The 26,596-nt window shown below is 66.2% G+C and carries 26 protein-coding genes; 12 read left to right on the top strand and 14 right to left on the bottom strand.

Annotated features, from left to right (window positions below; translation table 11 throughout):
* Positions 1 to 76 precede the first annotated feature (76 nt).
* Positions 77 to 406 (bottom strand): DUF1820 family protein, encoded by a 330-nt coding sequence (locus tag PI990_RS04905; protein WP_021222008.1) that lies wholly within the window; start codon positions 404 to 406, stop codon positions 77 to 79.
* 128 nt (positions 407 to 534) lie between these two features.
* On the opposite strand from PI990_RS04905, the gene miaB reads away from it, so the two are divergent.
* The 5 genes from miaB (at position 535) to lnt (ending at position 5,923) form a co-directional block, all read left to right on the top strand.
* Positions 535 to 1,875, top strand: coding sequence for a tRNA (N6-isopentenyl adenosine(37)-C2)-methylthiotransferase MiaB (gene miaB / locus PI990_RS04900; RefSeq protein ID WP_184489641.1), 1,341 nt, complete (start codon positions 535 to 537; stop codon positions 1,873 to 1,875).
* Between the two features lie 90 nt (positions 1,876 to 1,965).
* A complete protein-coding gene (locus PI990_RS04895; RefSeq protein WP_184489640.1) occupies positions 1,966 to 2,988 on the top strand; it encodes a PhoH family protein in 1,023 nt (340 codons plus the stop codon).
* Complete coding sequence (ybeY, locus tag PI990_RS04890; protein WP_021222011.1) at positions 2,981 to 3,439, top strand: rRNA maturation RNase YbeY; 459 nt, start codon at positions 2,981 to 2,983, stop codon at positions 3,437 to 3,439. The genes PI990_RS04895 and ybeY overlap by 8 nt, the downstream gene beginning before the upstream one ends.
* Positions 3,440 to 3,460: 21 nt before the next feature.
* Positions 3,461 to 4,300 (top strand): HlyC/CorC family transporter, encoded by an 840-nt coding sequence (locus PI990_RS04885; protein WP_271659966.1) that lies wholly within the window; start codon positions 3,461 to 3,463, stop codon positions 4,298 to 4,300.
* A 102-nt stretch (positions 4,301 to 4,402) separates the two neighbouring features.
* The gene (gene lnt / locus PI990_RS04880) at positions 4,403 to 5,923 is read left to right on the top strand and encodes an apolipoprotein N-acyltransferase (RefSeq protein ID WP_021222013.1); all 1,521 of its coding nucleotides are present in this window, start codon (positions 4,403 to 4,405) and stop codon (positions 5,921 to 5,923) included.
* A 54-nt stretch (positions 5,924 to 5,977) separates the two neighbouring features.
* On the opposite strand, the gene PI990_RS04875 is transcribed toward lnt, so the two are convergent.
* Positions 5,978 to 6,739 carry a YdcF family protein gene (locus tag PI990_RS04875; protein WP_043244991.1) on the bottom strand — a complete coding sequence of 254 codons (762 nt, stop codon included), beginning with the start codon at positions 6,737 to 6,739 and terminating at the stop codon, positions 5,978 to 5,980.
* Between the two features lie 26 nt (positions 6,740 to 6,765).
* A complete protein-coding gene (locus tag PI990_RS04870; protein ID WP_271659965.1) occupies positions 6,766 to 7,209 on the bottom strand; it encodes a hypothetical protein in 444 nt (147 codons plus the stop codon).
* 241 nt (positions 7,210 to 7,450) lie between these two features.
* Between PI990_RS04870 and leuS the strand changes: the two genes are divergently transcribed.
* The 6 genes from leuS (at position 7,451) to lipA (ending at position 14,637) form a co-directional block, all read left to right on the top strand.
* Positions 7,451 to 10,072, top strand: a complete 2,622-nt coding sequence (gene leuS / locus PI990_RS04865; protein ID WP_271659964.1) for a leucine--tRNA ligase — start codon at positions 7,451 to 7,453, stop codon at positions 10,070 to 10,072.
* 60 nt (positions 10,073 to 10,132) lie between these two features.
* Positions 10,133 to 10,738 carry an LPS-assembly lipoprotein LptE gene (locus PI990_RS04860; RefSeq protein WP_021221478.1) on the top strand — a complete coding sequence of 202 codons (606 nt, stop codon included), beginning with the start codon at positions 10,133 to 10,135 and terminating at the stop codon, positions 10,736 to 10,738.
* A gap of 42 nt (positions 10,739 to 10,780) precedes the next feature.
* The gene (gene holA, locus PI990_RS04855; protein ID WP_021221479.1) at positions 10,781 to 11,818 is read left to right on the top strand and encodes a DNA polymerase III subunit delta; all 1,038 of its coding nucleotides are present in this window, start codon (positions 10,781 to 10,783) and stop codon (positions 11,816 to 11,818) included.
* Between the two features lie 75 nt (positions 11,819 to 11,893).
* Complete coding sequence (gene arfA, locus PI990_RS04850) at positions 11,894 to 12,046, top strand: alternative ribosome rescue factor ArfA (RefSeq protein ID WP_021221480.1); 153 nt, start codon at positions 11,894 to 11,896, stop codon at positions 12,044 to 12,046.
* Positions 12,047 to 12,102: 56 nt separating this feature from the next.
* Positions 12,103 to 13,407, top strand: coding sequence for a lytic murein transglycosylase (locus tag PI990_RS04845; protein ID WP_271659963.1), 1,305 nt, complete (start codon positions 12,103 to 12,105; stop codon positions 13,405 to 13,407).
* A 177-nt stretch (positions 13,408 to 13,584) separates the two neighbouring features.
* Positions 13,585 to 14,637 carry a lipoyl synthase gene (gene lipA, locus PI990_RS04840; RefSeq protein ID WP_021221482.1) on the top strand — a complete coding sequence of 351 codons (1,053 nt, stop codon included), beginning with the start codon at positions 13,585 to 13,587 and terminating at the stop codon, positions 14,635 to 14,637.
* 101 nt (positions 14,638 to 14,738) lie between these two features.
* Here the strand turns inward: lipA and lipB are convergent, their stop codons facing one another.
* From lipB to PI990_RS04785, 11 genes are all read right to left on the bottom strand, one after another.
* The gene (gene lipB, locus PI990_RS04835) at positions 14,739 to 15,296 is read right to left on the bottom strand and encodes a lipoyl(octanoyl) transferase LipB (RefSeq protein WP_043245009.1); all 558 of its coding nucleotides are present in this window, start codon (positions 15,294 to 15,296) and stop codon (positions 14,739 to 14,741) included.
* Between the two features lie 62 nt (positions 15,297 to 15,358).
* Positions 15,359 to 15,640 carry a DUF493 domain-containing protein gene (locus tag PI990_RS04830; protein WP_111261509.1) on the bottom strand — a complete coding sequence of 94 codons (282 nt, stop codon included), beginning with the start codon at positions 15,638 to 15,640 and terminating at the stop codon, positions 15,359 to 15,361.
* A gap of 89 nt (positions 15,641 to 15,729) precedes the next feature.
* On the bottom strand, positions 15,730 to 16,893 hold the full coding sequence (locus tag PI990_RS04825; RefSeq protein WP_271659962.1) for a D-alanyl-D-alanine carboxypeptidase family protein: 1,164 nt from the start codon (positions 16,891 to 16,893) through the stop codon (positions 15,730 to 15,732).
* Between the two features lie 58 nt (positions 16,894 to 16,951).
* On the bottom strand, positions 16,952 to 17,956 hold the full coding sequence (locus tag PI990_RS04820; RefSeq protein WP_184489633.1) for a septal ring lytic transglycosylase RlpA family protein: 1,005 nt from the start codon (positions 17,954 to 17,956) through the stop codon (positions 16,952 to 16,954).
* A 3-nt stretch (positions 17,957 to 17,959) separates the two neighbouring features.
* Positions 17,960 to 18,970 (bottom strand): lytic murein transglycosylase B, encoded by a 1,011-nt coding sequence (mltB, locus tag PI990_RS04815; protein ID WP_031288487.1) that lies wholly within the window; start codon positions 18,968 to 18,970, stop codon positions 17,960 to 17,962.
* A gap of 14 nt (positions 18,971 to 18,984) precedes the next feature.
* Entirely contained in the window at positions 18,985 to 20,088 is a 1,104-nt protein-coding gene (gene rodA, locus PI990_RS04810; RefSeq protein WP_169708471.1) for a rod shape-determining protein RodA, read from the bottom strand.
* 38 nt (positions 20,089 to 20,126) lie between these two features.
* Positions 20,127 to 22,028: a penicillin-binding protein 2 gene (gene mrdA, locus PI990_RS04805; RefSeq protein ID WP_184489632.1), complete on the bottom strand. Its 1,902-nt coding sequence runs from the start codon at positions 22,026 to 22,028 to the stop codon at positions 20,127 to 20,129.
* Between the two features lie 9 nt (positions 22,029 to 22,037).
* The gene (gene rlmH, locus PI990_RS04800) at positions 22,038 to 22,505 is read right to left on the bottom strand and encodes a 23S rRNA (pseudouridine(1915)-N(3))-methyltransferase RlmH (RefSeq protein ID WP_021221490.1); all 468 of its coding nucleotides are present in this window, start codon (positions 22,503 to 22,505) and stop codon (positions 22,038 to 22,040) included.
* Positions 22,506 to 22,517: 12 nt separating this feature from the next.
* Positions 22,518 to 22,871 carry a ribosome silencing factor gene (gene rsfS, locus PI990_RS04795; RefSeq protein WP_031288488.1) on the bottom strand — a complete coding sequence of 118 codons (354 nt, stop codon included), beginning with the start codon at positions 22,869 to 22,871 and terminating at the stop codon, positions 22,518 to 22,520.
* Between the two features lie 21 nt (positions 22,872 to 22,892).
* On the bottom strand, positions 22,893 to 23,537 hold the full coding sequence (nadD, locus tag PI990_RS04790; RefSeq protein WP_184489631.1) for a nicotinate-nucleotide adenylyltransferase: 645 nt from the start codon (positions 23,535 to 23,537) through the stop codon (positions 22,893 to 22,895).
* On the bottom strand, positions 23,537 to 24,802 hold the full coding sequence (locus PI990_RS04785; RefSeq protein WP_263404274.1) for a glutamate-5-semialdehyde dehydrogenase: 1,266 nt from the start codon (positions 24,800 to 24,802) through the stop codon (positions 23,537 to 23,539). Before PI990_RS04785 ends, nadD begins: the two co-directional genes overlap by 1 nt.
* 298 nt (positions 24,803 to 25,100) lie before the next feature.
* Here PI990_RS04785 and PI990_RS04780 point away from each other — a divergent pair, with 298 nt between their 5' ends.
* Complete coding sequence (locus PI990_RS04780; RefSeq protein ID WP_271659961.1) at positions 25,101 to 26,327, top strand: alpha/beta fold hydrolase; 1,227 nt, start codon at positions 25,101 to 25,103, stop codon at positions 26,325 to 26,327.
* The last annotated feature ends 269 nt before the right edge of the window (positions 26,328 to 26,596 follow it).

Here is a 26,596-nt window from a genome sequence, read left to right as displayed (position 1 = left end):
TCGCTACGCTCGCGGAACGCCGCCCGACCCACCCTACACACGACCCTTCCAGCTTCAGGCTTCAGGCTTCAGGCTTTCAGCTGCTCTTATCCGGCATCGGCATGGGGAACGGCATGACGTTGCCGGTGACCTTGGCTTCGCTGATCTTCGGGGTGCCGAGGCGCTCGACCTCGTCGATGCGGATGATGGCGTGCATGGGCACGAAGCTGCGTACCACGCCTTCGAACTGGGCCTTGAGCTTTTCTTCGCTGGGGTCGACCACCACCTGGGTGCGCTCGCCGAAGACGAATTCCTCCACCTCCAGGAAGCCCCACAGATCGCTCTGGTAGATCTGCTTGGCGTACATCTCGTACACCTGGCCCTGGTTGAGGAAGATCACCTTGTAGATCGGGTCGCGCTTGGTCATGGAGGAGGCGGCAGGAGGGGGAAGTTCGAGGGGCGCGAAGCATAGCACGGCTCCGGACGGTGGACGCTAGGAAGCCAGGCGCCTGCCGACTATAATGCGCGGTTCTTCGAACCACCCGACGAACGTGCATGGCCAAGAAGCTTTACATCGAGACCCACGGTTGCCAGATGAACGAGTACGACTCCTCGCGCATGGTCGACCTGCTGGGCGAACACCAGGCGCTGGAAGTGACCGAGCGCGCCGAAGACGCCGATGTCATCCTGCTCAACACCTGCTCCATCCGCGAAAAGGCGCAGGACAAGGTGTTCTCGCAACTGGGCCGCTGGCGTGACCTGAAGCAGCAGAACCCGCAGCTGGTGATCGGCGTCGGTGGTTGCGTGGCCAGCCAGGAAGGGGCGGCGATCCGTGATCGTGCCCCTTATGTCGACGTGGTCTTCGGCCCGCAGACCCTGCACCGCCTGCCGGAAATGATCGACGCGGCACGCAGCACCCGCGTGCCCCAGGTGGACATCAGCTTCCCCGAGATCGAGAAGTTCGACCGCCTGCCCGAACCCCGCGTCGACGGCCCCAGCGCCTTCGTCTCGGTGATGGAAGGCTGCAGCAAGTACTGCACCTTCTGCGTCGTGCCCTATACCCGTGGCGAGGAAGTCAGCCGCCCCTTCGACGACGTGCTCGCCGAGGTCATCCACCTCGCCGACAACGGCGTGCGCGAAATCACCCTGCTCGGGCAGAACGTCAACGGCTACCGGGGTACCACCCATGACGGCCGCATCGCCGACTTCGCCGAGCTGATCCGCGTGGTCGCTGCCGTCGATGGCATCGACCGCCTGCGCTACACCACCTCTCACCCGCTGGAATTCTCCGATGCGCTGATCCTGGCCCACGCCGAGGTGCCCGAGCTGGTGAAGTTCGTCCACCTGCCGGTGCAGGCGGGCTCCGACCGCGTGCTCGCGGCGATGAAGCGCAACCACACTGCGCTGGAATACAAGTCGCGCGTGCGCAAGCTGAAGGCGGCGGTGCCGGATATCTGCATCAGCTCCGACTTCATCGTCGGCTTCCCCGGCGAGACCGAGAAGGACTTCGAAGCCACCATGAAGCTGGTGGAAGACGTCGGCTTCGACTTCTCCTTCTCCTTCATCTATAGCTCGCGCCCCGGCACCCCCGCTGCCGACCTGGTGGACGACACTCCGGACGAGGTCAAGAAGCAGCGCCTGATGATCCTCCAGGGCCGCATCCACCAGCAGGGCTTCGAGATCAGCCGACGGATGGTCGGCAGCACCCAGCGCATCCTGGTCAGCGATTTTTCCAAGAAGGACCCGGGCATGCTCCAGGGCCGCACCGAGAACAACCGCATCGTCAACTTCCGCAGTGCCAACCCGCGGCTGATCGGCCAGTTCGTCGACGTCCACATCGACGACGCCCTGCCCCACTCCCTGCGCGGCACCCTGATCAACGAGACCCTGCACTGAATTCCGAGATGCCCGAGCTTTCACAGTCGGGCACCTGGGTTTATTCTTCCTTTCCTATCCCTGCCGTTCGGCGGCCACATACAGACGACATTGAACGCACCCCTGGATTTGCACCGCTTCACCCTGGAACCCTTTGAAGCCCGTCGCTTCGCCAACCTTTGCGGCCAATTCGACGAGCACCTGCGGCTGATCGAACAGCGCATGGCCATCGAGATACGCAACCGCGGCAACCAGTTCGAACTGGTTGGCGACGCCCAGCGTACCCAGGCCACGGAAAACCTCCTGCGCCGCCTCTACCGTGAAACCGAAGCCAGCGAGCTATCGCCGGACATGGTCCACCTGTTCCTCCAGGAAACCGGCATGGAGCAGCTGGCCAGCCCCGCCAAGGTCGACACCAGCGTCGCCCTGCGCACCCGCAAGGGCATGATCCGCCCGCGCGGCGCCAACCAGCAGCGCTACGTCAAATCGATCCTCGACCACGACATCAACTTCGGCATCGGCCCGGCCGGCACCGGCAAGACCTACCTCGCCGTCGCCTGCGCCGTGGACGCCCTGGAGCGTGAACAGGTCCGCCGCATCCTGCTGGTGCGCCCGGCGGTCGAGGCCGGCGAGAAGCTCGGCTTCCTGCCCGGCGACCTGTCGCAGAAGATCGACCCCTACCTGCGCCCGCTCTACGACGCCCTGTACGAGATGCTCGGCTTCGAGCAGGTGGCCAAGCTGATCGAGAAACAGGTCATCGAGGTCGCCCCGCTCGCCTACATGCGCGGCCGCACCCTTAACAACAGCTTCATCATTCTCGACGAGAGTCAGAACACCACCCTCGAGCAGATGAAGATGTTCCTCACCCGTATCGGTTTCGGCTCCACGGCCGTGATCACCGGCGACATCACCCAAGTCGACCTGCCGCGCGGCACCCGCTCCGGCCTGACCCACGTGATCGATGTGCTGCGTGACGTACCGGGCATCGCCTTCACCCACTTCAAGTCCCAGGACGTGGTCCGCCACCCGCTGGTGCAGCGCATCGTCGAAGCCTATGACCGCTACGACAACCGCAACCAGCCCAAGACCAAGCCTGCCGACAACGACCCGGGTGCGATCGACGCCGATGCTTGAACTCGACCTGCAACTGGCCAGTGAAGCCCCCGGGCTGCCCGGCGAAGCCGACTTCCGCCGCTGGTGCGAACTGGCCCTGCGCCAGCGCAGTGCCGACTCGGAGCTGACCATCCGCCTGGTAGACGAGCCCGAGGGCCGCGAGCTGAACAACACCTGGCGGCACAAGGACTACGCCACCAACGTACTGTCCTTCCCCGCCGACGTGCCCGACGAGTTGCTGGATATCCCGCTGCTCGGCGACCTGGTGATCTGCGCCCCGGTGGTGGCCCGCGAGGCCGCTGAACAGGGCAAGGCCCTGGACGCCCACTGGGCGCACCTGGTGATTCATGGCTGCCTGCATCTTCTCGGTTACGACCACATCGAAGATGAAGAAGCCGAAGAAATGGAAGCGCTGGAACGGGAATTGCTGGCTGAACTGGGCCACCCCGATCCCTACCGCGATGACGAATAAGAAGGCACCGAGCAAGGACATATGAGCGAAGATCGATCGAGCAACGGGCACAGGTCCTGGCTGGAAAAGCTGACCCAGGCCTTTGCCCATGAGCCGAAGAACCGCCAGGAGCTGCTGGAGCTCCTCCGTGAAGCGCACCAGAACAAGCTGCTGGACAGCGAAGCCCTGTCGATCGTCGAAGGTGCAATTCAGGTCGCCGACCTGCAGGTACGCGACATCATGGTGCCGCGCTCGCAGATGATCAGCATCAAGGCCAACCAGAGCCCGAAGGAATTCCTTCCGGCGATCATCGACGCCGCGCACTCGCGCTACCCGGTGATCGGCGAAGGCCTGGATGACGTGATGGGCATCCTCCTGGCCAAGGACCTGCTGCCGCTGATCCTCCAGGACCCGGAGCGCCCCTTCGCCATCAAGGACATGCTGCGCCCGGCGACCTTCGTCCCCGAGTCCAAGCGCCTCAACGTCCTGCTCAAGGAATTCCGCGCCAACCACAACCACATGGCCGTGGTCATCGACGAATACGGCGGCGTCGCCGGCCTGGTGACCATCGAGGACGTGCTGGAGCAGATCGTCGGCGACATCGAGGACGAGCACGATGTCGAGGAAGACAGCTACATCAAGCCGCTGCCCAGCGGCGACTTCATCGTCAAGGCACTGACCCCGGTGGACACCTTCAACGAATTCTTCGAAACCGATTTCTCCGAAGACGAATTCGACACCGTCGGCGGCCTGGTGATGGGCGCCTTCGGCCACCTGCCCAAGCGCAACGAAGTCACCCAGATCGGCGACTTCCGCTTCCGCGTGCTCAACGCCGACAGCCGCCGCCTGCACCTGCTGCGCCTCAGCCCGCTGTCCCGCTGAGACCAGGCCGCGCCCCGCTTCACGGCGTGGGCGCGGCCCGGCTAGACTGCGCCGCGACGAACTCCCCGGGCGCGACCGCGCCACCAAGCCCAAGGACTGTGCATGAACTGGATCACCCGCCCCGGCTGGCCGGGCAACCTGCTGGCCCTGGCGGCCGGCGCGCTCACCCCGCTCGCCCTCGCGCCCTTCGATATCTGGCCACTCTCGCTGCTGTCCCTGGCGCTGTTCTACCTCGGCCTGCGCGACCTGGCGCCCAAGGCCGCCTTCATCCGCGGCTGGTGCTACGGCTTCGGCCTGTTCATTGCCGGTACCAGCTGGATCTACGTCAGCATCCATGACTACGGCGCCGCCTCGGTGCCGCTGGCGGCCTTCCTCACCGGCGGCTTCAGCGCCGGCGTCGCGCTGTTCTTCGCCCTGCCCGCCATCGTCTGGGCGCGCTGGTTCCGCCGCAGCGAAGCGCCCCTGGCCGACGCCCTGGCCTTCGCCGCCCTGTGGCTGGCCCAGGAGGCCTTCCGCGGCTGGTTCCTCACCGGCTTCCCCTGGCTCTACGCCGGCTACAGCCAGCTCGACGCGCCCCTGGCCGGGCTCGCCCCGGTGGGCGGCATGTGGCTGGTGTCCTTCGTCCTCGCGCTGACCGCCGCCCTGCTGGTCAACCTGGTGCGCCTGCGCACACGCCCAGGCTTCCTCGCTGCCGGCCTGGTGCTGCTGGTCGCCCCCTGGATCGCCGGCCAGGCCCTGAAAGGCCATGCCTGGACCAAACCCGCCGGCGAGCCGCTGAAGGTCGCCGCGCTGCAGGGCAACGTCGAACAGAACATGAAGTGGGACCCGGAACAGCTCAACGCGCAGCTGGCGCTGTACCGCGACATGACCTTCAGCGCCGAGAAGGCCGACCTGATCATCTGGCCGGAAACCGCCGTGCCGGTGCTCAAGGAATACGCCGACGGCTTCCTCTCGGTGATGAACCGATTCGCCCATGATCGCCAGGCCACCCTGATCACCGGGGTGCCGATCCGCCAGCTCAATGAGCGCGGTGAAAAGCGTTACTACAACGGCATCACCGTGGTCGGTGAAGGTGAAGGCACCTACCTCAAGCAGAAGCTGGTGCCCTTCGGCGAGTACGTCCCCCTGCAGGACGTGCTGCGCGGCCTGATCGCCTTCTTCGACCTGCCCATGTCGGACTTCGCCCGGGGCCCGGCCGACCAGCAGCCGCTGCTGGCCAAGGGGTACCGCATCGCCCCGTTCATCTGCTACGAAGTGGTCTACCCGGAGTTCGCCGCCGGCCTGTCGGCCAACAGCGAACTGCTGCTGACGGTGAGTAACGACACCTGGTTCGGCACTTCCATCGGCCCGCTGCAACACCTGCAGATGGCGCAGATGCGCGCCCTGGAAGCCGGCCGCTGGATGATCCGCGCCACTAACAACGGCGTCACCGCGCTGATCGACCCCTTCGGCCAGATCACCGAAAGCATCCCGCAGTTCCAGAAGGCCACCCTGTATGGCGAAGTGGTGCCGATGCAGGAGCTGACGCCCTACCTGAAATGGCGTGCCTGGCCGCTGGTGATCCTCTGCGGCCTGCTGTTCGGCTGGGCCCTGCTGGCCAGCCGCATCGCCAAGACCGTCTGACCCCGCGCCCCGGCGCCACCGTAGCCCGGGCTTCAGCCCGGGACGCACGGAGGATCAGCGATAGACCAGCGGATAGGCGATCAGCCCGATCCACTCGTTGAGCAGCATGCCGCTCCTCCACACCGCCGGCGCTTCCGGCAGCCAGCCGCCGAAGGGTTGCGAGACCGGCACCCCGTAGGCGCCCATGGGCGCCGTCACCACCTCCAGCCCCACCTGCTCGAAGCACCAGCGCGCCCGTTGCATATGGAAGGCCTGGGTCACCAATACGACCTTGTCGATACCCTCGGCCTTGAGGATGCGCGCGCTTTCCACGGCATTTTCCCAGGTGGTGCGGCTGGTCCCTTCCTGCCAGCGCACGGGCACGCCGAGCTCCTGCTCCAGGGTCCTGGCCATGATCGCCGCCTCGCTGGGCGGGGTGCCGTAGTGCAGGCCGCCGGAGGTCAGCACCGGCAGACCGCTGGCCTTGGCCAGGAACGCTGCATAGCGCACCCGCTCCATGGCCAGGAGGCTGGGCTGGTCTTCGCCCCAGGCGGGGTCGCCACGCATGCGCCCGGCACCGAGCACAACGATGGCCTGGGCACGCCCGGCCAGGCCGCTCCACTCATCCCGGGTCAAGGGCGCTTCGGTCTCCAGTGCCCGTGCCGACCACTCGACCACCACCGGCAGGCTCATCGCCCACAAGCCGCCGAAGCCCAGCACGAAGCAGCACAGCGCCAGGCGCGGGCTGCGTCGACGCAGCCACCAGCCGGCCAGCAGAAGCAGCAACAGGCCACCAGGCGGCAGCAGCAATTGTTTGAAGAAATAGCGAATGGGCATCGAGCACCTCCAAAGGTGCGCGAAGCCTAACGGGGATTACCGGTACGGAAAAGCTGCGAACCGCAGGTGGGGCAGGCCTGCACACCCTGGCCACGCTGCCAGCTGGCAGCCGCGCCGCAAAGTGCGCAAACCAGTTGCTGGCGCCGCTTGAACAGGGGTTTGGCGACACGTGGCGAGGGCGTGGGCGCCTTGGCGGCGGTGCGAGTGAGCTTGGATTTGGCCGGCTGCTGCTCGATCAACGCCAGCTCTTCGGCGGCCGCGTGCCATCCACGCAGCCAGTGCAGGTCGTTGTCGAGGTAGGCGCGGATCAGTTCGAGCTCGGCGGGGGTCAGTCCCTTGAGCTCCAGCTCGCGGGGGTGCTCATCACGCAGGCGGACGGCGGTGTCGGCTTCATCCAGGGCGAGCGCCAGGCGATGCAGCAATCGCTCGTAGAGCCCGCCCGCCGATTCCGCCCGCCGCAAATCGCCCATCTACCACCACCTCGTTACCGCATCCGACTTTTACAAAGCTAATGAATAGCTTAGCGCCAGGTGCCGAACCGGCAGGCTGCCGCGACAAACGGTGGGCCGCGCCCGGGCGGCGGACAATCAGGGTTTCCCTCAGCCGAGGGGGGTCATGTATGCTACGGCGCTCGAATTTCCTTTTCAGATCAGGCCTACCGAATCCGGGACAGCAGCGGATCTGAATGCCCTTTTCTCAGCGCAAGTAGCCATGCACGAAAACTACCAGCCCCGCGAAATCGAAGCCGCCGCGCAATCCCACTGGGATTCGCAGAAATCCTTTGTAGTCAGCGAACAGCCCGGCAAGGACACCTTCTATTGCCTGTCGATGTTCCCCTACCCGAGCGGCAAGCTACACATGGGGCACGTGCGCAACTACACCATCGGCGACGTGATCGCCCGCTATCAGCGCATGCAGGGCAAGAACGTCCTGCAGCCCATGGGTTGGGACGCCTTCGGCATGCCGGCGGAAAACGCCGCGATGAAGAACAACGTCGCCCCTGCCAAGTGGACCTACGAAAACATCGACTACATGAAGACCCAGCTGAAAAGCCTGGGCCTGGCGATCGACTGGTCCCGCGAGGTCACCACCTGCAAGCCGGATTACTACCGCTGGGAACAGTGGCTGTTCACCCGCCTGTTCGAGAAAGGCGTCATCTACCGCAAGAACGGCACCGTCAACTGGGACCCGGTGGACCAGACCGTACTGGCCAACGAGCAGGTCATCGACGGTCGTGGCTGGCGTTCGGGCGCGCTGATCGAAAAGCGCGAAATCCCGATGTACTACTTCAAGATCACCGCCTACGCCGATGAGCTGCTGAGCAGCCTGGACGACCTGGATGGCTGGCCCGAGCAGGTCAAGACCATGCAGCGCAACTGGATCGGCAAGTCCCGTGGCATGGAAGTGAGCTTCCCCTACGACGCGGCCAGCATCGGCCAGGCCGGGGTAATGAAGGTCTTCACCACCCGCCCGGACACCCTGATGGGGGCCACCTACGTGGCCGTGGCCGCCGAGCACCCGCTGGCCGCCATCGCCCTGCAGAAGCTGCCGGCCGACAAGGCTGCCGAGTTGCAGGCCTTCATCGATGAGTGCAAGCGTGGCGGCGTTGCCGAAGCCGACATCGCCACCCAGGAAAAGAAAGGCCTGCCGACCGGCCTGTTCGTCGAGCACCCGCTGACCGGCGAGAAGCTGCCGGTGTGGGTCGCCAACTACGTCCTGATGAACTACGGCGAAGGCGCGGTGATGGCCGTGCCCGCCCACGACGAGCGCGACTTCGAATTCGCCGCCAAGTACGCCCTGCCGGTGAAAGCCGTGGTGCGCACCAGCGCCGGCGACGAAACCCCGGCGCCCTGGCAGCCCGCCTATGGCGAGCATGGCCAGCTGATCAACTCCGGCGAGTTCGACGGCCTGGACTTCCCGGGTGCCTTCGACGCCATCGAAGTTGCCCTGCAGAAGAAATCCCTCGGCCAGGCGCGCACCCAGTTCCGCCTGCGCGACTGGGGTATCAGCCGCCAGCGCTACTGGGGCTGCCCGATCCCGATCATCCATTGCCCGAGCTGCGGCGACGTGCCGGTCCCCGAGGACCAGCTGCCCGTCGTCCTGCCCGAGGACGTGGTGCCGGACGGCGCCGGTTCGCCGCTGGCCAAGATGCCCGAGTTCTATGAGTGCAGCTGCCCGAAATGCGGCACCGCGGCCAAGCGCGAAACCGACACCATGGACACCTTCGTGGAAAGCTCCTGGTACTTCGCCCGCTACGCCTCGCCCCATTACGACAAAGGCATGGTCGACCCGGCCGCCGCCAACCACTGGCTGCCGGTTGACCAGTACATCGGCGGTATCGAACACGCCATCCTGCACCTGCTCTACGCGCGCTTCTTCCACAAGCTGATGCGTGACGAAGGCCTGGTCAGCTCCAACGAGCCGTTCAAGAACCTGCTCACCCAGGGCATGGTGATCGCCGACACCTACTACCGCACCACCGAGAACGGCGGCAAGGACTGGTTCAACCCGGCCGACGTCGAAGTCGAGCGTGACGCCAAGGCCAAGGTCATCGGCGCCCGCCTGAAGACCGACGGCCTGCCGGTGGAAATCGGCGGCACCGAGAAGATGTCCAAGTCGAAGAACAACGGCGTGGACCCGCAAGCCATGATCGACGCCTACGGTGCCGACACCTGCCGCCTGTTCATGATGTTCGCCTCGCCGCCGGACATGAGCCTGGAATGGTCCGACTCCGGTGTCGAAGGTGCGAGCCGCTTCCTGCGCCGCGTCTGGCGCCTGGGCCAGGCCCACGTCAACGCCGGCCTGCCGGGCAGCCTCGACGCCGCCGCCCTGAGCGACACGCAGAAAGAAGTACGCCGTGCCATCCACCTGGCCATCAAGCAGGCCAGCCAGGATGTCGGCCAGCACCACAAGTTCAACACCGCCATCGCCGCCGTGATGACCCTGATGAACGTGCTGGAGAAAGCCGCCCAGGAAACCGCCCAGGACCGCGCCCTGCTGCAGGAAGGCCTGGAGACCGTCGCCCTGCTGCTGGCCCCCATCACCCCGCACATCAGCCATGAGCTGTGGCGCGAACTGGGCCACGCCGACGCGATCATCGATGCCACCTGGCCGAAGGTCGACGAAAGCGCCCTGGTGCAGGACACCCTGCAACTGGTGGTTCAGGTCAACGGCAAGCTGCGCGGCCAGATCGAAGTACCGGCCGACGCCAGCCGCGAGGCCGTCGAGGCCACCGCGCGGGAAAACGAGAACGTGCTGCGCTTCACCGAGGGCCTGACGATCCGCAAGGTCATCGTGGTGCCGGGCAAGCTGGTCAACATAGTCGCCAACTGATTGAGCCCGGGGCCGCGTGTGGAGCGCGGCCCCGGTACGTTCGCCAAGGGGAAAACAAAGATGAAGAAACGGAATCTGCTGGTCGTGGGTCTGGCCGTGATGCTCAGTGCCTGCGGCTTTCAGCTGCGCGGTACCGGCGACACCCGGTTCGCCCTGAAGGAAATCGACGTCACCGGCCGCAACACCTACGGCGAGACCGTGAAGCAGGTACGCGAGCTGCTGGAGAACAGCAACGTCAACGTCCACGCCGGCGCGCCCTACACCCTGGTCCTTTCCCGCGAGAAGGAAGACCAGCGCACCGCCACCTACACCGGCTCCGCGCGCAGCGCCGAGTACGAGATGAGCTACACCGTCGACTACGAGATCCGCGGCAACAACGACCTGCTGCTGCTCAGCGATCGCATGGACGTGCAGCGCTACTACACCCACGACAGCAACAACCTGATCGGCTCCTCCCAGGAGTCCACCCAGCTGCGTGAGGAAATGCGCCGCGAAGTGGTGCAGCAACTGGCCATGCGCCTGCAGCTGATCACCCCCGAGCGTCTGGACCAGCTGCAGGCAGAAGCCGAAGCCAAGGCCAAGGCGGAAGCCGAAGCCCTGGAAGCCGAGCGTCGCGCCGACGAGGCCAAGCCGCAGCAGTCTCCGCTGCAACTGCCCATCCAGTAAGGTGTACGGGGCCGCTACTGCGGCCCCGGTCATTTCCCGCCCATGAAGCTCAACGCCGCCCAACTCAGCAAGCACCTGCAAGGCACCCTCGCCCCTGTCTACGTCGTCAGCGGCGATGAACCGCTGCTGTGCCAGGAAGCCTGCGACGCCATCCGCATGGCCTGCCGCGAGCGCGACTTCAACGAGCGCCAGGTCTTCAACGTCGAGACCAGCTTCGACTGGGGCCAACTGCATGAGGCCGGTGCCAGCCTCTCGCTGTTCGCCGACAGGCGCCTGCTCGAACTGCGCATCCCCAATGGCAAACCCGGGGACAAAGGCGCCGCCGCCCTGCTCGAATACCTCTCGCGCCCGCCGGAAGACACCCTGCTGCTGGTGAGCCTGCCCAAGCTGGACGGCAGCACCCAGAAGACCAAATGGGCCAAGGCGCTGATCGACGGCCCCAACGCCCAGTTCCTGCAGATCTGGCCGGTGGACGCCCACCAGCTGCCGCAATGGATACGCCAGCGCCTGGCCCAGGCCGGCCTCGCCGCCAACCAGGAAGCGGTGGACCTGATCGCCGCCCGCGTGGAAGGCAACCTGCTGGCCGCCGCCCAGGAAATCGAAAAGCTCAAGCTGCTCGCCGAAGGCGGTCAGATCGACGCCGCCACCGTGCAGGCCGCCGTTGCCGACAGCGCCCGCTTCGACGTCTTCGGGCTGATCGATGCCGCACTCAATGGCGAAGCCGCCCACACCCTGCGCACCCTCGAAGGCCTGCGTGGCGAGGGCGTGGAAACCCCGGTGATCCTCTGGGCCCTGGCCCGCGAGCTGCGCCAGCTGGCCGGTATCGCCCAGCAGTACAGCCAGGGCGTACCGCTGGAAAAGGCCTTCGCCTCCGCCCGCCCGCCGGTCTGGGACAAACGCCGCCCGCTGGTCAGTCGTGCCCTGCAACGCCACCCTGCCTCGCGCTGGAACCAGCTGCTCAGCGATGCCCAGCGCATCGATGCGCAGATCAAGGGCCAGGCCGCAGGCGACCCCTGGATCGGACTCGCGCACCTCGCGCTCAGCCTCGCCGGCCAGCGCCTGCCCATCCCCGCCGCCTGACACTGGACATCGCCCGCACTCGGGCGCAAGATGCGCGCGCCTGCAACCCCGCAGGCGTCCAGTGGAGAGTCGGCCATGGCCAAGCAGCGCAAGAAACCCAACAAGGCGAAAAGCATCATCGCCCAGCCCCTGTTCCGCAGCCGCCAGGAACAGCCGGCAAAAGGCAAAGGCAGCTACCGCCGCGAAGCCTCCCGTAACTGGGAGGCTTCTTCGCTTCTGGCCGCCTGAAAAGGGCCATCCGTGTTAAGGTCGCGGCTTGTTTTTACAGCTGTCGAGACCGCCCCATGCTCCTCGCCCCCGTACCCGGCCTGATCCTCCGCAGCCTGGCAGTGGCTACCACCCTCGCAGTCCTCAGCGCCTGCGCCGACACCCCGAACAACGCCGCCCCCCTGGCCAGCGCGCCCGTCCAGCCCGCCTCCACCTCCGCACAAACCACCGTGCAGCAGCTCGCGCCCGACGTCCTGCCCGACGAGACCTTCGAACAATGGCGTGACCGTTTCCGCCAGGAAGCACTGGCGGCCGGCATCCGCGCCACAATTTTCGACCAGGCCTTCCAGGGCATCGAACCGGACCCCGCCGTAGTCAAGGCCGACCAGAGCCAGCCCGAGTTCACCCGCCCGGTCTGGGAATACCTGGAAGGCGCCATGTCGCCCTACCGCGTCCGCAAGGGCCAGGCCCTGCTGGCGGAACACGCCCGGATACTGGACGCCATCGAGCAACGCTACGCCGTCGACCGCCAGACCCTGGTCGCCGTCTGGGGCATGGAAAGCAGCTTCGGCCAGTTCATGGGCGACAAATCGGTGATCCGCTCCCTCGCCACCCTGGCCTACGAAGGCCGCCGCCCGGCCTTCGCCCACGCCCAACTGATCGCCGCGCTGCAGATCATCCAGCACGGCGACATCAAGCCCGGCGGCATGCGTGGCTCCTGGGCCGGCGCCATGGGGCAGACCCAGTTCATCCCCACCACCTACAACACCCACGCCGTGGACTTCGACGGCGACGGTCGCCGCGATATCTGGAACTCCACCGCCGACGCCCTGGCCTCCACCGCCCACTACCTGCAGGCCTCCGGCTGGCAGAAGGGCAAGCCCTGGGGCGCCGAAGTGCGGCTGCCCGCCGGCTTCGACTACGCCCAGGCCGACACCGAGATCCGCAAGACAGTGGCCGAGTGGCAGGCCCTCGGGGTCAAATCCCCCCTGCACGCCTCGCTCGCGCAGGAGCGGGGCTACCTGCTGCTGCCGGCCGGTTATCGCGGCCCGGCCTTCCTGGTGCTGGACAACTTCCGCGTCATCCTCAAGTACAACAACTCCTCGTCCTACGCCCTGGCCATCGGTCTGCTGTCCCAGCGCTTCGACGGCCAGGGGCTGATCGCCGGCACCTGGCCCAAGGGTGACAAGCCTCTGAGCCGCACCGAGCGCATCGAGCTGCAGGAAGCCCTGGCCAGCAACGGCTACAGCCCGGGCGCCGCCGACGGCATCATCGGCGCCAACACCCGCAAGGCGATCCGTGGTTACCAGCAGCGCCTGGGCTGGCCAGCCGATGGCTACCCCAACCAGGAACTGCTCGGCGAACTGCGCAAGGTACGCTGAGCCCCGCTTTCGCCCGGCCACCGGCCTCTCCTGCGGGAAGGCCGGTGGCCGAGGCTGACCGTCTGGTCATTTGTCTCCGGGTGGCTGCCAGCCTGTATCCACCTTTGTGATAAACTGCGCCACCCCCTTTTTTTGCCCCCGTGGCAGCCAGCTGAGCCTCTAGCGGAGCCAGTTCAGATGTCCGATACAGCCTCGCCAAAACCCGTCGCCAGTGGCGAAAAATTCCGTAACGCCGAGGGCATCACCGCGATCAAGGATGGCCAGAAGCGCCGTTCTTCGGCCGAGCCGCAGGTATTCGAGCCCAAGCCCAAGTGGCTGCGGGTCAAGGCGCCCGGTGGCAGCCGCTTCGACGCGGTCAAGCGCAATGTCGGCGAACACCGCCTGAGCACCGTGTGCCAGGAGTCCCACTGCCCGAACATGGGCGAGTGCTGGTCCAACGGCACCGCCACCATCATGCTGATGGGCTCGGTGTGCACCCGCGCCTGCCGCTTCTGCGCCGTGGACACCGGCAACCCCAATGGCTGGCTGGACAAGGAAGAGCCGCAGAACACCGCCAAGTCGGTGGAGCTGATGGCGCTGCGCTACATCGTGCTGACCTCCGTCGACCGCGACGACCTCGACGACGGCGGCGCGGCCCACTACGCAGCCTGCGTGCGCGCCATCAAGGAGCGCACCCCGAACGTAGTGGTGGAAGCCCTCACCCCCGACTTCAACGGTGACCTGCAAGCCATCGAGCGTGTGGCGGACTCCGGCCTCGAAGTATTCGCGCAGAACGTCGAGACGGTGAAGCGCCTGACCTACGAAGTGCGTGACCCCCGCGCCGGTTACGAGAAGACCCTGCGCGTGCTGGAGCATGCCAAGCGCCATCGCCCCAGCCTGCTGACCAAGACCAGCCTGATGCTGGGCCTGGGCGAGACCGACGAAGAAGTGATCGAAGCCATGGATGACATGCGCGCCATCGGCGTCGACATCCTCACCCTCGGCCAGTACCTGCAACCCACCCGCAACCACCTGAAGGTGCAGCGCTGGGTCAGCCCGGAAGAATTCAACCGCTTCCGCGACATCGGCCTGGAGAAGGGCTTCATGGAAGTCGCCGCCGGCCCGCTGGTGCGCTCCAGCTACCGCGCCGACCGGGTGTTCGAGAAGAACAACCTGGGCCTCGCCGCACCGGTTCCGGTACCGGGCCAGCCCCTGGATACCAACCTCATCCCCACCCTCAACCTGGGTTGAGCGGGCACGGCAAGACCGCCCCGGAAAACCGGGGTGGAGTGCGATGAAGGGAAATCAGGACTTCGAAAAAGGCGCCCACTGGGCGCCTTTTTCGTATCTGCCTAGCGCGGGTAGAGCCGGTCGCGCAGGACGCGCTCCAGCCGCTGCGCCACCTCGTCGAACGACGGCGGCGAATCGAGCAGCTCACGGAGCTGCACCATCTTCAGCCCGGCGTAGCCGCAGGGATTGATGCGCTGGAAGGGCGACATGTCCATGTCCACGTTGAGTGCCAGGCCATGGAAGGAGCAGCCACGGCTGACCCGCAGCCCCAGCGAGGCGATCTTGTCGCCCGCGACATAGACGCCGGGGGCATCCGCCTTGGGCGCGGCCTCGATGCCGTAGCCGGCCAGCACATCGACCAGGCTCTGCTCCATGGCCGTGACCAGTTCGCGCACACCCAGGCCCAGACGGCGCAGGTCGAGCATCAGGTAGCCCACCAGCTGGCCGGGGCCGTGGTAGGTGACCTGGCCACCGCGATCCACCTGGACCACCGGGATATCCCCAGGTGCCAGCAGGTGCTCGGCCTTGCCGGCCTGCCCCTGGGTGAAGACGCGCGGGTGCTGCAGCAGCCAGATTTCATCGGGGGTGCTGCCGTCGCGCTCGGCGGTCAGGCGACGCATCGCCTCCAGGGTCGGCAGGTAATCCGCCAACCCCAGGTGACGCACGATGAGCTCAGGCGCCACTAGAGCACCATGTGCACGCGACCGGTAGCGCGCAGGTCGACGTGAATCGCCTGCAACTGGTCGACGCTGGTGGCGGTGATCAGCACCTGCACGGAGAGGAAGCGGCCATTGCGGCTGTCGCGTGCCACCAGGGTGGTGACGTCGAGGTCCGGCGCGTGGCGCTGGATGATCTCGACGACCAGGTCGGAGAAGCCCTCGCCGGCATCACCGATCACCTTGATCGGGTAGCGCTCGCAGGGGAATTCGATTTTCGGGGCTTGTACGTCGGTTTCGTCGGTCATGGCGGCGGCGGACTCGTGGCCCGCGATGCGGACGCCCCGCCACCCGGGTGGGGGGCGAGGCGTCGGCTCAGTAGGTCGGTGGGTGCGGCTTAGTTGAACAGGCCGTAGAAGAACAGGCGGATGCTATCCCACACGCGGCGGAAGAAGCCACCTTCCTCGACGGCCTCCAGGGCGACCAGGTCGGCGCTGTGCACCACCTTGTCGTCCAGCTTGACCTCGACCTTGCCGATCACGTCGCCCTGCTTGATGGGCGCGACCAGCTGCGGGGACAGGGTCATGGCAGCCTGCAGCTTCTGCAGCTGGCCTTTCGGCAGGGTCATGGTCAGGTCGCTGGCCAGGCCGGCCTTCACTTCGCGGGAAGCGCCCTTCCATACCTGGGCTTTCGCCAGCTCGGCACCCTTCTGATAGAAGGTCTTGGTCTCGAAGAAGCGGAAACCGTAGGTCAGCAGCTTCTGGGTCTCGGCGGCACGGGCCTGCTCGCTGTTGGTGCCGAACACCACGGCGATCAGACGCTGGTTGTCACGCACGGCGGAGGCAACCAGGCAGAAGCCGGCTTCCTCGGTGTGGCCGGTCTTCAGGCCGTCGACGGTCTTGTCGCGCCACAGCAGCAGGTTGCGGTTGGGCTGCTTGATGTTGTTCCAGAAGAACTCCTTCTGCGAGTAGATGGCGTAGTGCGCCGGGTCCTCGTAGATGATCGCGCGGGCCAGGCGAGCCATGTCGTGCGCGGTGGAGTAGTGCTCCGGGTTGGGCAGGCCGGTGGCGTTCATGAAATGGCTGCCGGTCATGCCGAGTTTCTCGGCGGTGGTGTTCATCATGTCGGCGAAAGCGTCTTCGCTGCCGGCGATGTGCTCGGCCACCGCGACGCTGGCGTCGTTGCCGGACTGGATGATGATGCCGTGCAGCAGGTCGCTCAGGGACACCTGGGTGTTCACCTGCACGAACATGCGCGAACCGCCGGTGCGCCAGGCGTGCTCGCTGATGGTCACCGGGTCGTTCTCGCCGATCTGGCCCTTGCGGATTTCCAGGGTGGCGATGTACGCGGTCATCAGCTTGGTCAGGCTGGCGGGCGGCAGGCGCTCGTCACCGGCGTTCTCGACCAGGACCTGGCCACTGGCGGCATCCATCAGCACATAGGCCTTGGCAGCCAGTTGCGGCGGCGATGGGACGATCTGCTCGGCGGCCAGGGCGACCGGCGCGGCGATGAGCAGGGCTGCTGGCAGTAGAAGGCGTTTCGCAAAGCTGATGATGTTCATCCGTCTCTCTGAAGTTGCTAATGGTCTAACAGGCCCTTGCGGGCAAAGAACGAAGCCGTCAGTCCGGCTTCACCAGGGTCGGCTGGCCGAGGTTGGCCAGGCGTACGCTGTCCTGCAATTGCTGTGCTTCACCCTGCGTGTCGATCGGCCCCAGGCGTACCCGGTGCAGGATCTGCTGATTGCGCACGACCGAGCTGATGAATACCGGGGCACTCACCATCCCGCTCAGCTTGTCCTTGAGGAGCTCCGCAGCGTCCGGATTGGCGAAGGCGCCCACCTGGAGATACAGGCCAGATGCTCCGAGTGAACCGTTTTTTTTTGCGTCGATCTGCACGGGCAGCACGGCGGCTGCGTGCTGCGCGGGCGGCGGGGTGTACTGCTCAACGGGGGCGGAGGCAACCTGCGCGACGCTCGGCGCCGGCTGCGCCTTGGCCACCTGCTGCGGCTGTGCCAGCACCATGGGCACCGGGCGGCCCTGGGCAGCCCACCACTCGTTGGGATCGATACCTTCCACCTTGACCCGCGCGGTGCCGCTCTCGGCATAGCCGAGCTTCTTCGCGGCAGCGAAGGACAGGTCGATGATGCGGTCGGAGTAAAACGGGCCACGGTCGTTGACCCGCAGGATCACGGTGCGGCCGTTGTCCAGGTTGGTCACCTTGACGTAGCTCGGCAGCGGCAGGGTCTTGTGCGCGGCGGTCATGCCGTAGAGGTCGTAGGCCTCGCCGTTGGCAGTGGCCTGGCCGTGGAACTTGGTGCCGTACCAGGAGGCGGTGCCGGTGGCCTGGTAGCGGCGCGCATCGCTCATCGGGTAGTAGGTCTTGCCGAGCACCGTATAGGGGTTGGCCTTGTACGAGCCGTAGTGCGGCATGGGCACGGCATCGGGAATCCGCGATACGTCCACGTCCCACCAGGGAGCGCCGTCACGATGAGGGCGCGAATAGTCGCCGGGGCCGGAAATATTTCCGCCCTGCTGTACCGGCTGCGGGGTACGGCTGCTGGAGCAACTGGCGAGCATCAGCGCCAGGACACCGTAAGCAGCGATTCTCATAGGCATTGGCTGCATCTGTTAACGCCCGCCCCGTGCATTGACCAAGGATTCTGAAAGCTGATGCACCGCCATGGAATACATCACGCTGCGATTGTAGCGGGTGATCACGTAGAAGTTGGGCAGGCCCATCCAATACTCCATGCCGTCGACGCCATCCAGTCGGAAGGCCGTGACGGGGAGATCATCGCGCAAGGCGTCACCGCTTGCCCAGCCCAGGGCGCGCAGTTCGCCGACATTCTTCACCGGGTCTAGGCCTTCGGTGAGGCCCTGTTCGGCATTCTCGCCACGCACCTGGGCGCGGCTCACTACCGGCTCGCCGGCTACCCAGCCATGGCGCTTGAAGTAGCTGGCCACGCTGCCGATGGCATCCACCGGGTTGTTCCAGATATCGATGTGGCCATCACCGTCGAAGTCCACCGCGTAGGCGCGGAAGCTGCCCGGCATGAACTGCGGCAGGCCCATGGCGCCGGCGTAGGAGCCTTTGAGGGTGAGCGGGTCGACCTGCTCTTCGCGCGCCAGCAGGAGGAACTCCTTGAGCTGCTTGCGGAAGAAGTCGGCACGCGGCGGGTAGTCGAAGCCCAGAGTGGACAGCGCATCGATCACCCGGTAGCTGCCGGTGTTGCCGCCATAGAAGGTCTCGACGCCGATGATGGCGACTATCACCTGGGCGGGCACGCCGTACTCTTTCTCGGCACGGGCCAAGGCGTCGGCGTGCTTGTTCCAGAAATCCACGCCTTTCTGGATGCGGGCATCGGTGATGAAGATCGGCCGGTATTCCTTCCACGGCTTGACCCGTTCGGCCGGCCGCGAGATGGCATCGAGGATCGCCTGCTTGCGCTCGACCTCCCGGAACAGGCTGACCAGTTGCTCCCCGGCGAAACCATAGTCGCGGGTCATCTCCGCAACGAACTCGGCGACCTGGGGGCTTCCTTCATAGTCGCCCGCCAATGCGGGGGCGGCTGCACCCAGCACGCCGCAGAAGCCCACTCCCAGGGCCCCTCGCATCATCCAGTTGCGCAGTATTTTCAAATTATTCACTCGTATCAAACCTGGGCGATCCACTTGCGATGGGTATGGATGGCCATCAAAACCCCAAACCCTGACAGCAGCGTAACCAGCGAAGTTCCGCCATAGCTGATGAAGGGAAGAGGCACTCCAACCACCGGCAGCAGGCCGCTGACCATGCCGATGTTGACGAACACATAAACGAAGAAGGTCATGGTCAGGCTGCCCGCCAGCAGCTTGCCGAACAGGGTCTGCGCCTGGGCGGTGATGACCAGGCCGCGACCGATCAGCAGCATGTAGACCAGCAGCAGGATGCACACGCCGACCAGGCCGAACTCTTCGCCGAGGACGGCAATGATAAAGTCCGTGTGGCTTTCGGGCAAAAAATCCAGGTGCGACTGGGTGCCCAGCAGCCAGCCCTTGCCGAACACCCCACCCGAACCGATCGCCGCCTTCGACTGGATGATGTTCCAGCCGGTGCCGAGCGGGTCGCTCTCCGGGTCGAGAAAGGTCAGCACCCGCTGTTTCTGGTAGTCGTGCATGACGAAGAACCACATCCCCACCGCGATCGGCACCACCGCCGTGACCGCGCCGAGTATCCAGCGCCACTGCAGCCCGGCCATGAACAGCACGAAGGCGCCCGAGGCGAGGATCAGCAGCGCGGTGCCGAGGTCCGGCTGGCGCACCACCAGGATGAAGGGCACCACGATCAGCGCCAGGCTCACCACAACGTGCTTGAGCTTGGGTGGCAAAGTGCGTTTGGACAGGTACCAGGCGATGGTCGCCGGCATCAGGATCTTCATGAACTCGGCGGGCTGGAAGCGGATCACCCCGGGGATGTTGATCCAGCGCGTCGCGCCCATGGCGTTGTGGCCCATGATGTCCACCACTATCAGCAGCGCCACGCCACCGACATAGCCAAGGGGTACCCAGCGGGCGAGGAAGCGGGGTTCGAACTGGGCGATCACCACCATCGCCACCAGGCCGAGGCCGAAGGAAGACGCCTGCTTCATCAGCAGGTCCCAGTGCTTGCCGCTGGCCGAATAAAGGACGAACAGGCTGCCGGCGGCCAGCAGCAACAGAAGCAGGAGCAACTGGCCATCGATGTGCAGACGCTGCAGCAGGCTGGCGCGGCGGCGCATCACGTCCTCGTTGGACAGGGTGCGGTCGAAGTTGCTGTTCATCGGCTCGGGCTCTTCTCGGCGGTGAGGGGCGCCTGCGGCGACTGGAACTCGGGCTTGAGCTGCCCATCGGGGCCCAGCAGCCAGGCATCCATCACCTGCTTCACCACGGGCGCAGCGACACCGGAGCCGGACTCGCCGTTCTCCACCATCACCGCCACGGCGATCTTCGGGTTGTCGGCAGGAGCGAAGCCGATGAACAGCGCGTGGTCGCGATGGCGTTCCTGGACCTTCGAGCGGTCGTACTTCTCGCCCTGCTTGATCGCCACCACCTGCGCGGTACCGGACTTGCCGGCGATGCGATAGACCGAGGCGTCGCCGACCTTGCGCGCGGTGCCACGGGCGCCGTGCACCACCTGCTCCATGCCGATACGGCCATAGTCCCAGAACTTGGGATCGCGCAGCGCGATGTCCGGCATCGGGTTCGGGTCTTCCGGCGGCTTGCCTTCGATGGTCTTGGCCAGGTGCGGGCGGATCCACTTGCCGCGGCTGGCCATCAGCGAGGTGGCCTGGGCCAGCTGCAGGGGCGTGGCCTGCATGTAGCCCTGGCCGATGCCGAGGATCAGCGTCTCGCCCGGGTACCAGGCCTGGCGGTAGCGGGCGCGCTTCCAGTCGCGGGACGGCATCAGCCCGGTGGTTTCCTCGAACATGTCCAGGGCGACCTTCTGGCCGAAGCCGAAGCGGCTCATATAGGTGTGCAGGCGGTCGATGCCCATCTTATGGGCGAGGTCGTAGAAGTAGGTGTCATTGGAGCGCATGATCGCGGTCTCCAGGTTCACCCAGCCGTCGCCGCTGCGGTTCCAGTTGCGGTACTTGTGGTCGTAGTTGGGCAGTTGGTAGAAGCCGGGGTCGAACACCCGCGAATCCGGGGTGACCACGCCAGCGTCCAGGCCCGAAACGGCCACCATCGGCTTCACCGTCGAGCCCGGCGGGTAAAGGCCGCGCAGCACGCGGTTGTACAGCGGCCGGTCGATGGAGTCGCGCAGCTCGGCGTACTGCTTGAAGCTGATGCCGGTGACGAAGGGGTTGGGATCGAAGCTCGGCTGGCTGACCATCGCCAGCACATCGCCGCTGGAGGGCTCGATTGCCACGATGGCACCGCGACGCCCAGCGAGGGCCGCCTCGGCCGCCTCCTGCAGGCGCGTGTCGATGGTCAGCACCAGGTCCTTGCCCGGTTTAGGGTCGGTACGCTTTAGCACCCGCAGCACGCGGCCACGGGCGTTGGTCTCGACTTCCTCGTAACCCACCTCGCCGTGCAGCGTGTCCTCATAGAAGCGCTCGATACCGGTCTTGCCGATATGGTGGGTGCCGCTGTAGTTGATCGGGTCGAGCTCCTTGAGCTCTTTTTCGTTGATGCGCCCGACATAGCCCACCGAATGGGCGAAGTGCGCGCCCTGGGGGTAGTGCCGCACCAGTTGCGCCACCACTTCCACGCCCGGCAGGCGGAACTGGTTCACCGCCACGCGGGCGATCTGCTCTTCCGAGAGTTCGAAGAGGATGGGCACCGGCTCAAAGGGGCGACGCCCCTGCTTCATGCGCCTCTCGAACAGCGCCCGGTCATCGGCGCTCAACTGCAGCGCCTCGACTATCACGTCCAGGGTCTGCTCCCAATCGCCGGCGCGCTCGCGGGTCACCGTGAGGCTGAAGCTCGGCCGGTTGTCGGCGATGATCAGGCCGTTGCGGTCGTAGATCAGGCCACGGGTCGGCGGTATCGGCTGGACGTGGACGCGGTTGTTCTCGGAAAGCGTCGAGTGGTACTCGTACTGGATCACCTGCAGGTAATAAAGGCGGGCGATCAGCACGCAGGTCAGCAGCAGCACCGCCACAGCGCCGACGACGACGCGACGCCGCACCAGGCGGGCATCCTTCTCGTGGTCTTTCAGGCGGATCGGCTGCGGCATCGGTACGGCTTACTTGTGATAGGGGTGGCCGGACAGCACGGTCCAGGCACGGTAGATCTGCTCGCCGACCAGGATCCGCACCAACGGGTGCGGCAGGGTCAGCGGCGACAACGACCAGCGTTGCTCACTGCGCGCGCAAACCTCGGGGGCCAGCCCTTCCGGGCCACCGACCATGAGGTTCACGGTGCGTGAGTCGAGACGCCAGCGGTCCAGCTCCACCGCCAGTTGCTCGGTGCTCCAGGCGCGGCCTTCGACTTCCAGGGTGACGATGCGTTCCCCGGGTTGCACCTTGGCCAGCATCGCCTCGCCTTCCTGGCGGATCATCCGCGCCACGTCGGCGTTCTTGCCGCGCGTGGTCAGGGGGATCTCCACCAGTTCGAGGGCGAGTTCGGACGGCAGGCGCTTGGCGTACTCGTGCCAACCCTCCTCCACCCAGCGGGGCATGCGCGAGCCAACGGCGATCAGACGCAGACGCAAGGCGACGCTCCGTTATTCCTGGGGATGCTGGGCGCGGCTCTGCTCGGCACCCTGCCACAGGCGCTCGAGGTCATAGAACTGACGGGTGGCGACCTGCATCACGTGGACGACCACATCGCCCAGGTCCAGCAGGGCCCATTCGCCGCTGTCCAGGCCTTCGCTGCCCAGGGGCCTCACGCCTTGTTCCTTGACCTTCTCCAGCACGTTGTCGGCGATCGACTTGACGTGGCGGCTGGAGGTACCGCTGGCGATCACCATGAAGTCGGTAACGCTGGTCTTGCCGCGTACATCGATGGTGGTGATGTCCTGGGCCTTCATGTCTTCCAGGGCCGCAAGAGCGACCTTGACCAGTTCTTCGTTTTGCATCGGTTCAACTACCTCGATCATTCAGCTCGTCGCACGGTACAGGCCGTGCTCATGGATATAGGCCAGCACCGCATCGGGGACGAGGAATCGTACCGAACGCCCGGTGGCCAGCAATTGGCGGATCTGCGTGGCGGACACCGCCAGCGGTGCCTGCCATACAAAGGAAATCTGCCCACCGCGCCCGGCCAGGGCCAGGGGGTCGGCGACACTGCGCGCCGCCAGCAGGTCGCGCAGTGCTTCCGGTGGTTCGCTGTCGGCATCCGGCCGCTGCAACACCAGGATGTGGCAGTGCTCCAGCAACTCCTCCCAGCGGTGCCAGCTCGGCAGGCCGCAGAAGGCGTCCCAGCCCAGCAGCAGGTAAAGCGAGTCGTCCGTGCCCAGTTCGGCCTGCACGGACTCCAGGGTGTCGATGGTCCAGGACGGTCGGTCGCGCTTCAGTTCGCGGTCATCCACCCGCAACGGCGGCAGGTCGGCCACCGCACGCTGGACCATTTCCAGGCGATCGGTCGCAGAAACCTGCGGCGTCTCGCGGTGCGGCGGCCTGGCGCTAGGAATCAGACGCAACTCGTCGAACCCCATCAGTTCGGCGACCTCCAGCGCACCACGCAAGTGGCCGATGTGCACAGGATCGAAGGTACCGCCGAACAGACCGATGCGTTTGCCCATCAGGTGCGCACGTGACCGTCACCGAAGACCACGTACTTCTCGCTGGTCAGGCCTTCCAGGCCGACCGGGCCACGGGCGTGCAGCTTGTCGGTGGAAATACCGATCTCCGCGCCCAGGCCGTATTCGAACCCGTCGGCGAAGCGCGTCGAGGCATTGACCATCACCGAGGCGGAATCCACTTCGGTGAGGAAACGACGGGCGTCGCTGAAGTTCTCGGTGATGATCGCGTCGGTGTGCTGCGAGCCGTAGGCGTTGATGTGCTCGATGGCCTCATCCAGCCCGGCGACGATGCGGATCGACAGAATCGGCGCATTGTATTCGGTGCGCCAGTCTTCCTCGGTCGCCTCCAGCACATCGCTGCCCAGCAGCGCGCGGGTGGCGGCGTCGCCACGCAGCTCCACCTGCTTGTCGCGGTAGATGGCGGCCAGCGGCGGCAGCACGCGCTCGGCGATGCCGGCATGCACCAGCAGCGTTTCCATGGTGTTGCAGGGCGCGTAGCGCTGGGTCTTGGCGTTGTCGGCGACGCGAATCGCCTTGTCCAGGTCCGCAGCGATGTCGATATAGACGTGGCAGATGCCGTCCAGGTGCTTGATCACCGGCACCTTGGCATCACGGCTGACGCGCTCGATCAGGCCCTTGCCGCCGCGCGGCACGATGACGTCGACGAACTCCGGCATGCTGATCAGCGCGCCCACGGCAGCGCGGTCGGTGGTCTCGACCACCTGCACCAGCTCGGCCGGCAGGCCGGCGTCGGCCAGGCCCTTCTGGATGCACAGGGCGATGGCCTGGTTGGAATGAATGGCTTCGGAACCGCCCCGCAGGATGGTGGCGTTGCCGGACTTCAGGCACAGGCTGGCCGCATCGATGGTCACGTTCGGGCGCGACTCGTAGATGATGCCGATCACGCCCAGGGGCACGCGCATCTTGCCCACCTGGATGCCCGAAGGCAGGTAGCGCATGTCGCGGATCTCGCCGATGGGGTCCGGCAGGGTGGCCACCTGGCGCAGGCCCTCGATCATGTCGTCGATGCGTGCCGGAGTCAGCGCCAGGCGATCCAGCATGGCTGGCTCCAGACCATTGGCCCGGCCGTTGGCCAGGTCCTGCTCATTGGCGGCGGACAGCTCGCCACGGGCGGCGTCCAGGGCATCGGCGGCGGCCAGCAGGGCGCGGTTCTTCTGCGCGGTGCTGGCACGGGCGGCCACGCGCGAGGCGGCGCGCGCGGCGCGGCCCAGGCGGGTCATGTAATCGAGAACGGACTCGGTCATGGTCTCGGCGGTCTGGCAGTTGGGAAAAGTGGGCGATTATAGCCCGCGCGCCCCGCCACGCCCAGCGGCGCCGGGCGGATGGTAAACAGCCCGTTCCGCGCCCTCCCCGGCTCCCACTCGCAAGCGCCAGCCCCCGCGGTTGCAGGGGATACGGTGACACCCACGGAAAAATACTGGCTTTTTGCCGCCCGAAGGTTGGGTAAACAAAATCGTCACCGATGTTTACCTTGAGGTCGTGCCCCGCGCCCCGACTCGCGGCGAGAACAACAACAAGGCGCCCGAGCGCCGGAGAATCGCCATGCTCTATCGCACCGGATACAGCGCAGACCTGCTCGCCTCGCCCCCCGAGAGGCTCCACATCGGCCCCTGGTGCCTGCATTACCAGGCCTGGTCCCACCACGCAGACGACCCACGAACGCCGGTGCTCATGCTAGGCGGCGCCTTCCAGAGCTTCCGCTCCTTCGCCGCCGAGGTGGAGGAGCTGCTCGGCGAGCACCCGGTCATCCTCCTCGACCTCCCCGGCCAGGGCGGCAACCTGCAACTGGCCCCCGAGCTGGGGCTGGAGCAACTGGCCGACCTGATCGCCGACTTCGTCGAGGAACTGGCGCTGCCCCCGCTGATGCCCATCGGCCTGTCCTACGGTTCGGCCCTGGCGGCGCTGTTCGCCAGCCGCCACCCGCAACGCTGCGAGCGGTTGCTGCTGGCCGGCATCACCGCCTTCGGCCGCGACGGCGCCCGCGCGTTGCTGGAGGAAGGCCTGCTGATGCTCGCCGAAGGCAACCTTGCGGCCTTCGCCCAGGGCGTGCTGATCGGCCTGATCAACCCGCTGCGCCTGGATGCCACCGGCATCACCCCGGGCTTCCGCAAGGCCATGCTGCGCCAGCTGCAACGCCTGTCGCCGGTGGAGCAGGAGCGCTATCGGCAGAACAGCCGGCGCCTGCTGGATTTCGGCGGCTTCGCCCAGCACCCGCGCTGCCCGACCCTGGTGCTGGCCGGCGAATACGACCACTTCACCCAGCCCTGGGAACACGCGCTGTTCGCCGCCGCCTGCGACGATGCCGACTGCGCACTGATCGAGAACGGCGACCACCTGGCCCAGTTCGAACGCCGCGACGCCTGCTCGCGCCTCTACGTGCCCTTCTTCAAGGGCAACCCGCTGCCGCAGCAGGCCCCCGGTGCCACGCGCCTGGCGCGGGGCATGCTCGGCAACCTGGAGAAACGCCAGGAACCCCGCCTCGCCCCGCTCGACCGCAACGGCCGCCTGTTCCACCCGGAACTGGGGGAGCTAAGCGTGGAAGTGAGCGAGTTGGGCTTCTTCGGCGGCCTGCTGCACGGCGACCTGCCGACCACGCTGCCCACCCGTGGCTGGAGCCTGCGCGCCGGCGACCTGCCAGCGCTGGAACTGCTGCCCCTGCGCCGCCAGGGCGACACGCTGTCGCTGGTGTTCACCCATGTCGACGCCCAGGCCAGCGCCGCCCTCGCCGCCCAGGTCGGACCCTGGCAAATGGCGGCGGCAGCGGCCTGAAAGATGGGAGCTGGAAGCTGGAAGCTGGAAGCTGGAAGCTGGAAGCCAGGAGTTTTCTTGAAGCTTTTGGCTTTGGCTTCTGGCTTGTCACTTGTGGCTTGCCGCTTGCCGCTTGCCCCTTGCCCCTTGCCCCTTGCCCCTTGCCCTTTGCCACTCAAGCCCTGAAACGTAGGCGAGGCAGCCAGCGCAAGGCAAAAACAGGCGAAAGGGCGGGAGTTTACGTGCTGTAAATGAGCACCTCGAGCCTGTTTTTAACGCCGCGATGGCAA

The organism is Pseudomonas sp. TUM22785, assembly GCF_028198105.1.
Classification (GTDB): Bacteria; Pseudomonadota; Gammaproteobacteria; order Pseudomonadales; family Pseudomonadaceae; genus Metapseudomonas; species Metapseudomonas solani.
The sequence above is the reverse complement of the archived record's forward strand: the minus strand, read 5'-3'. Positions and strand labels throughout refer to the sequence as shown.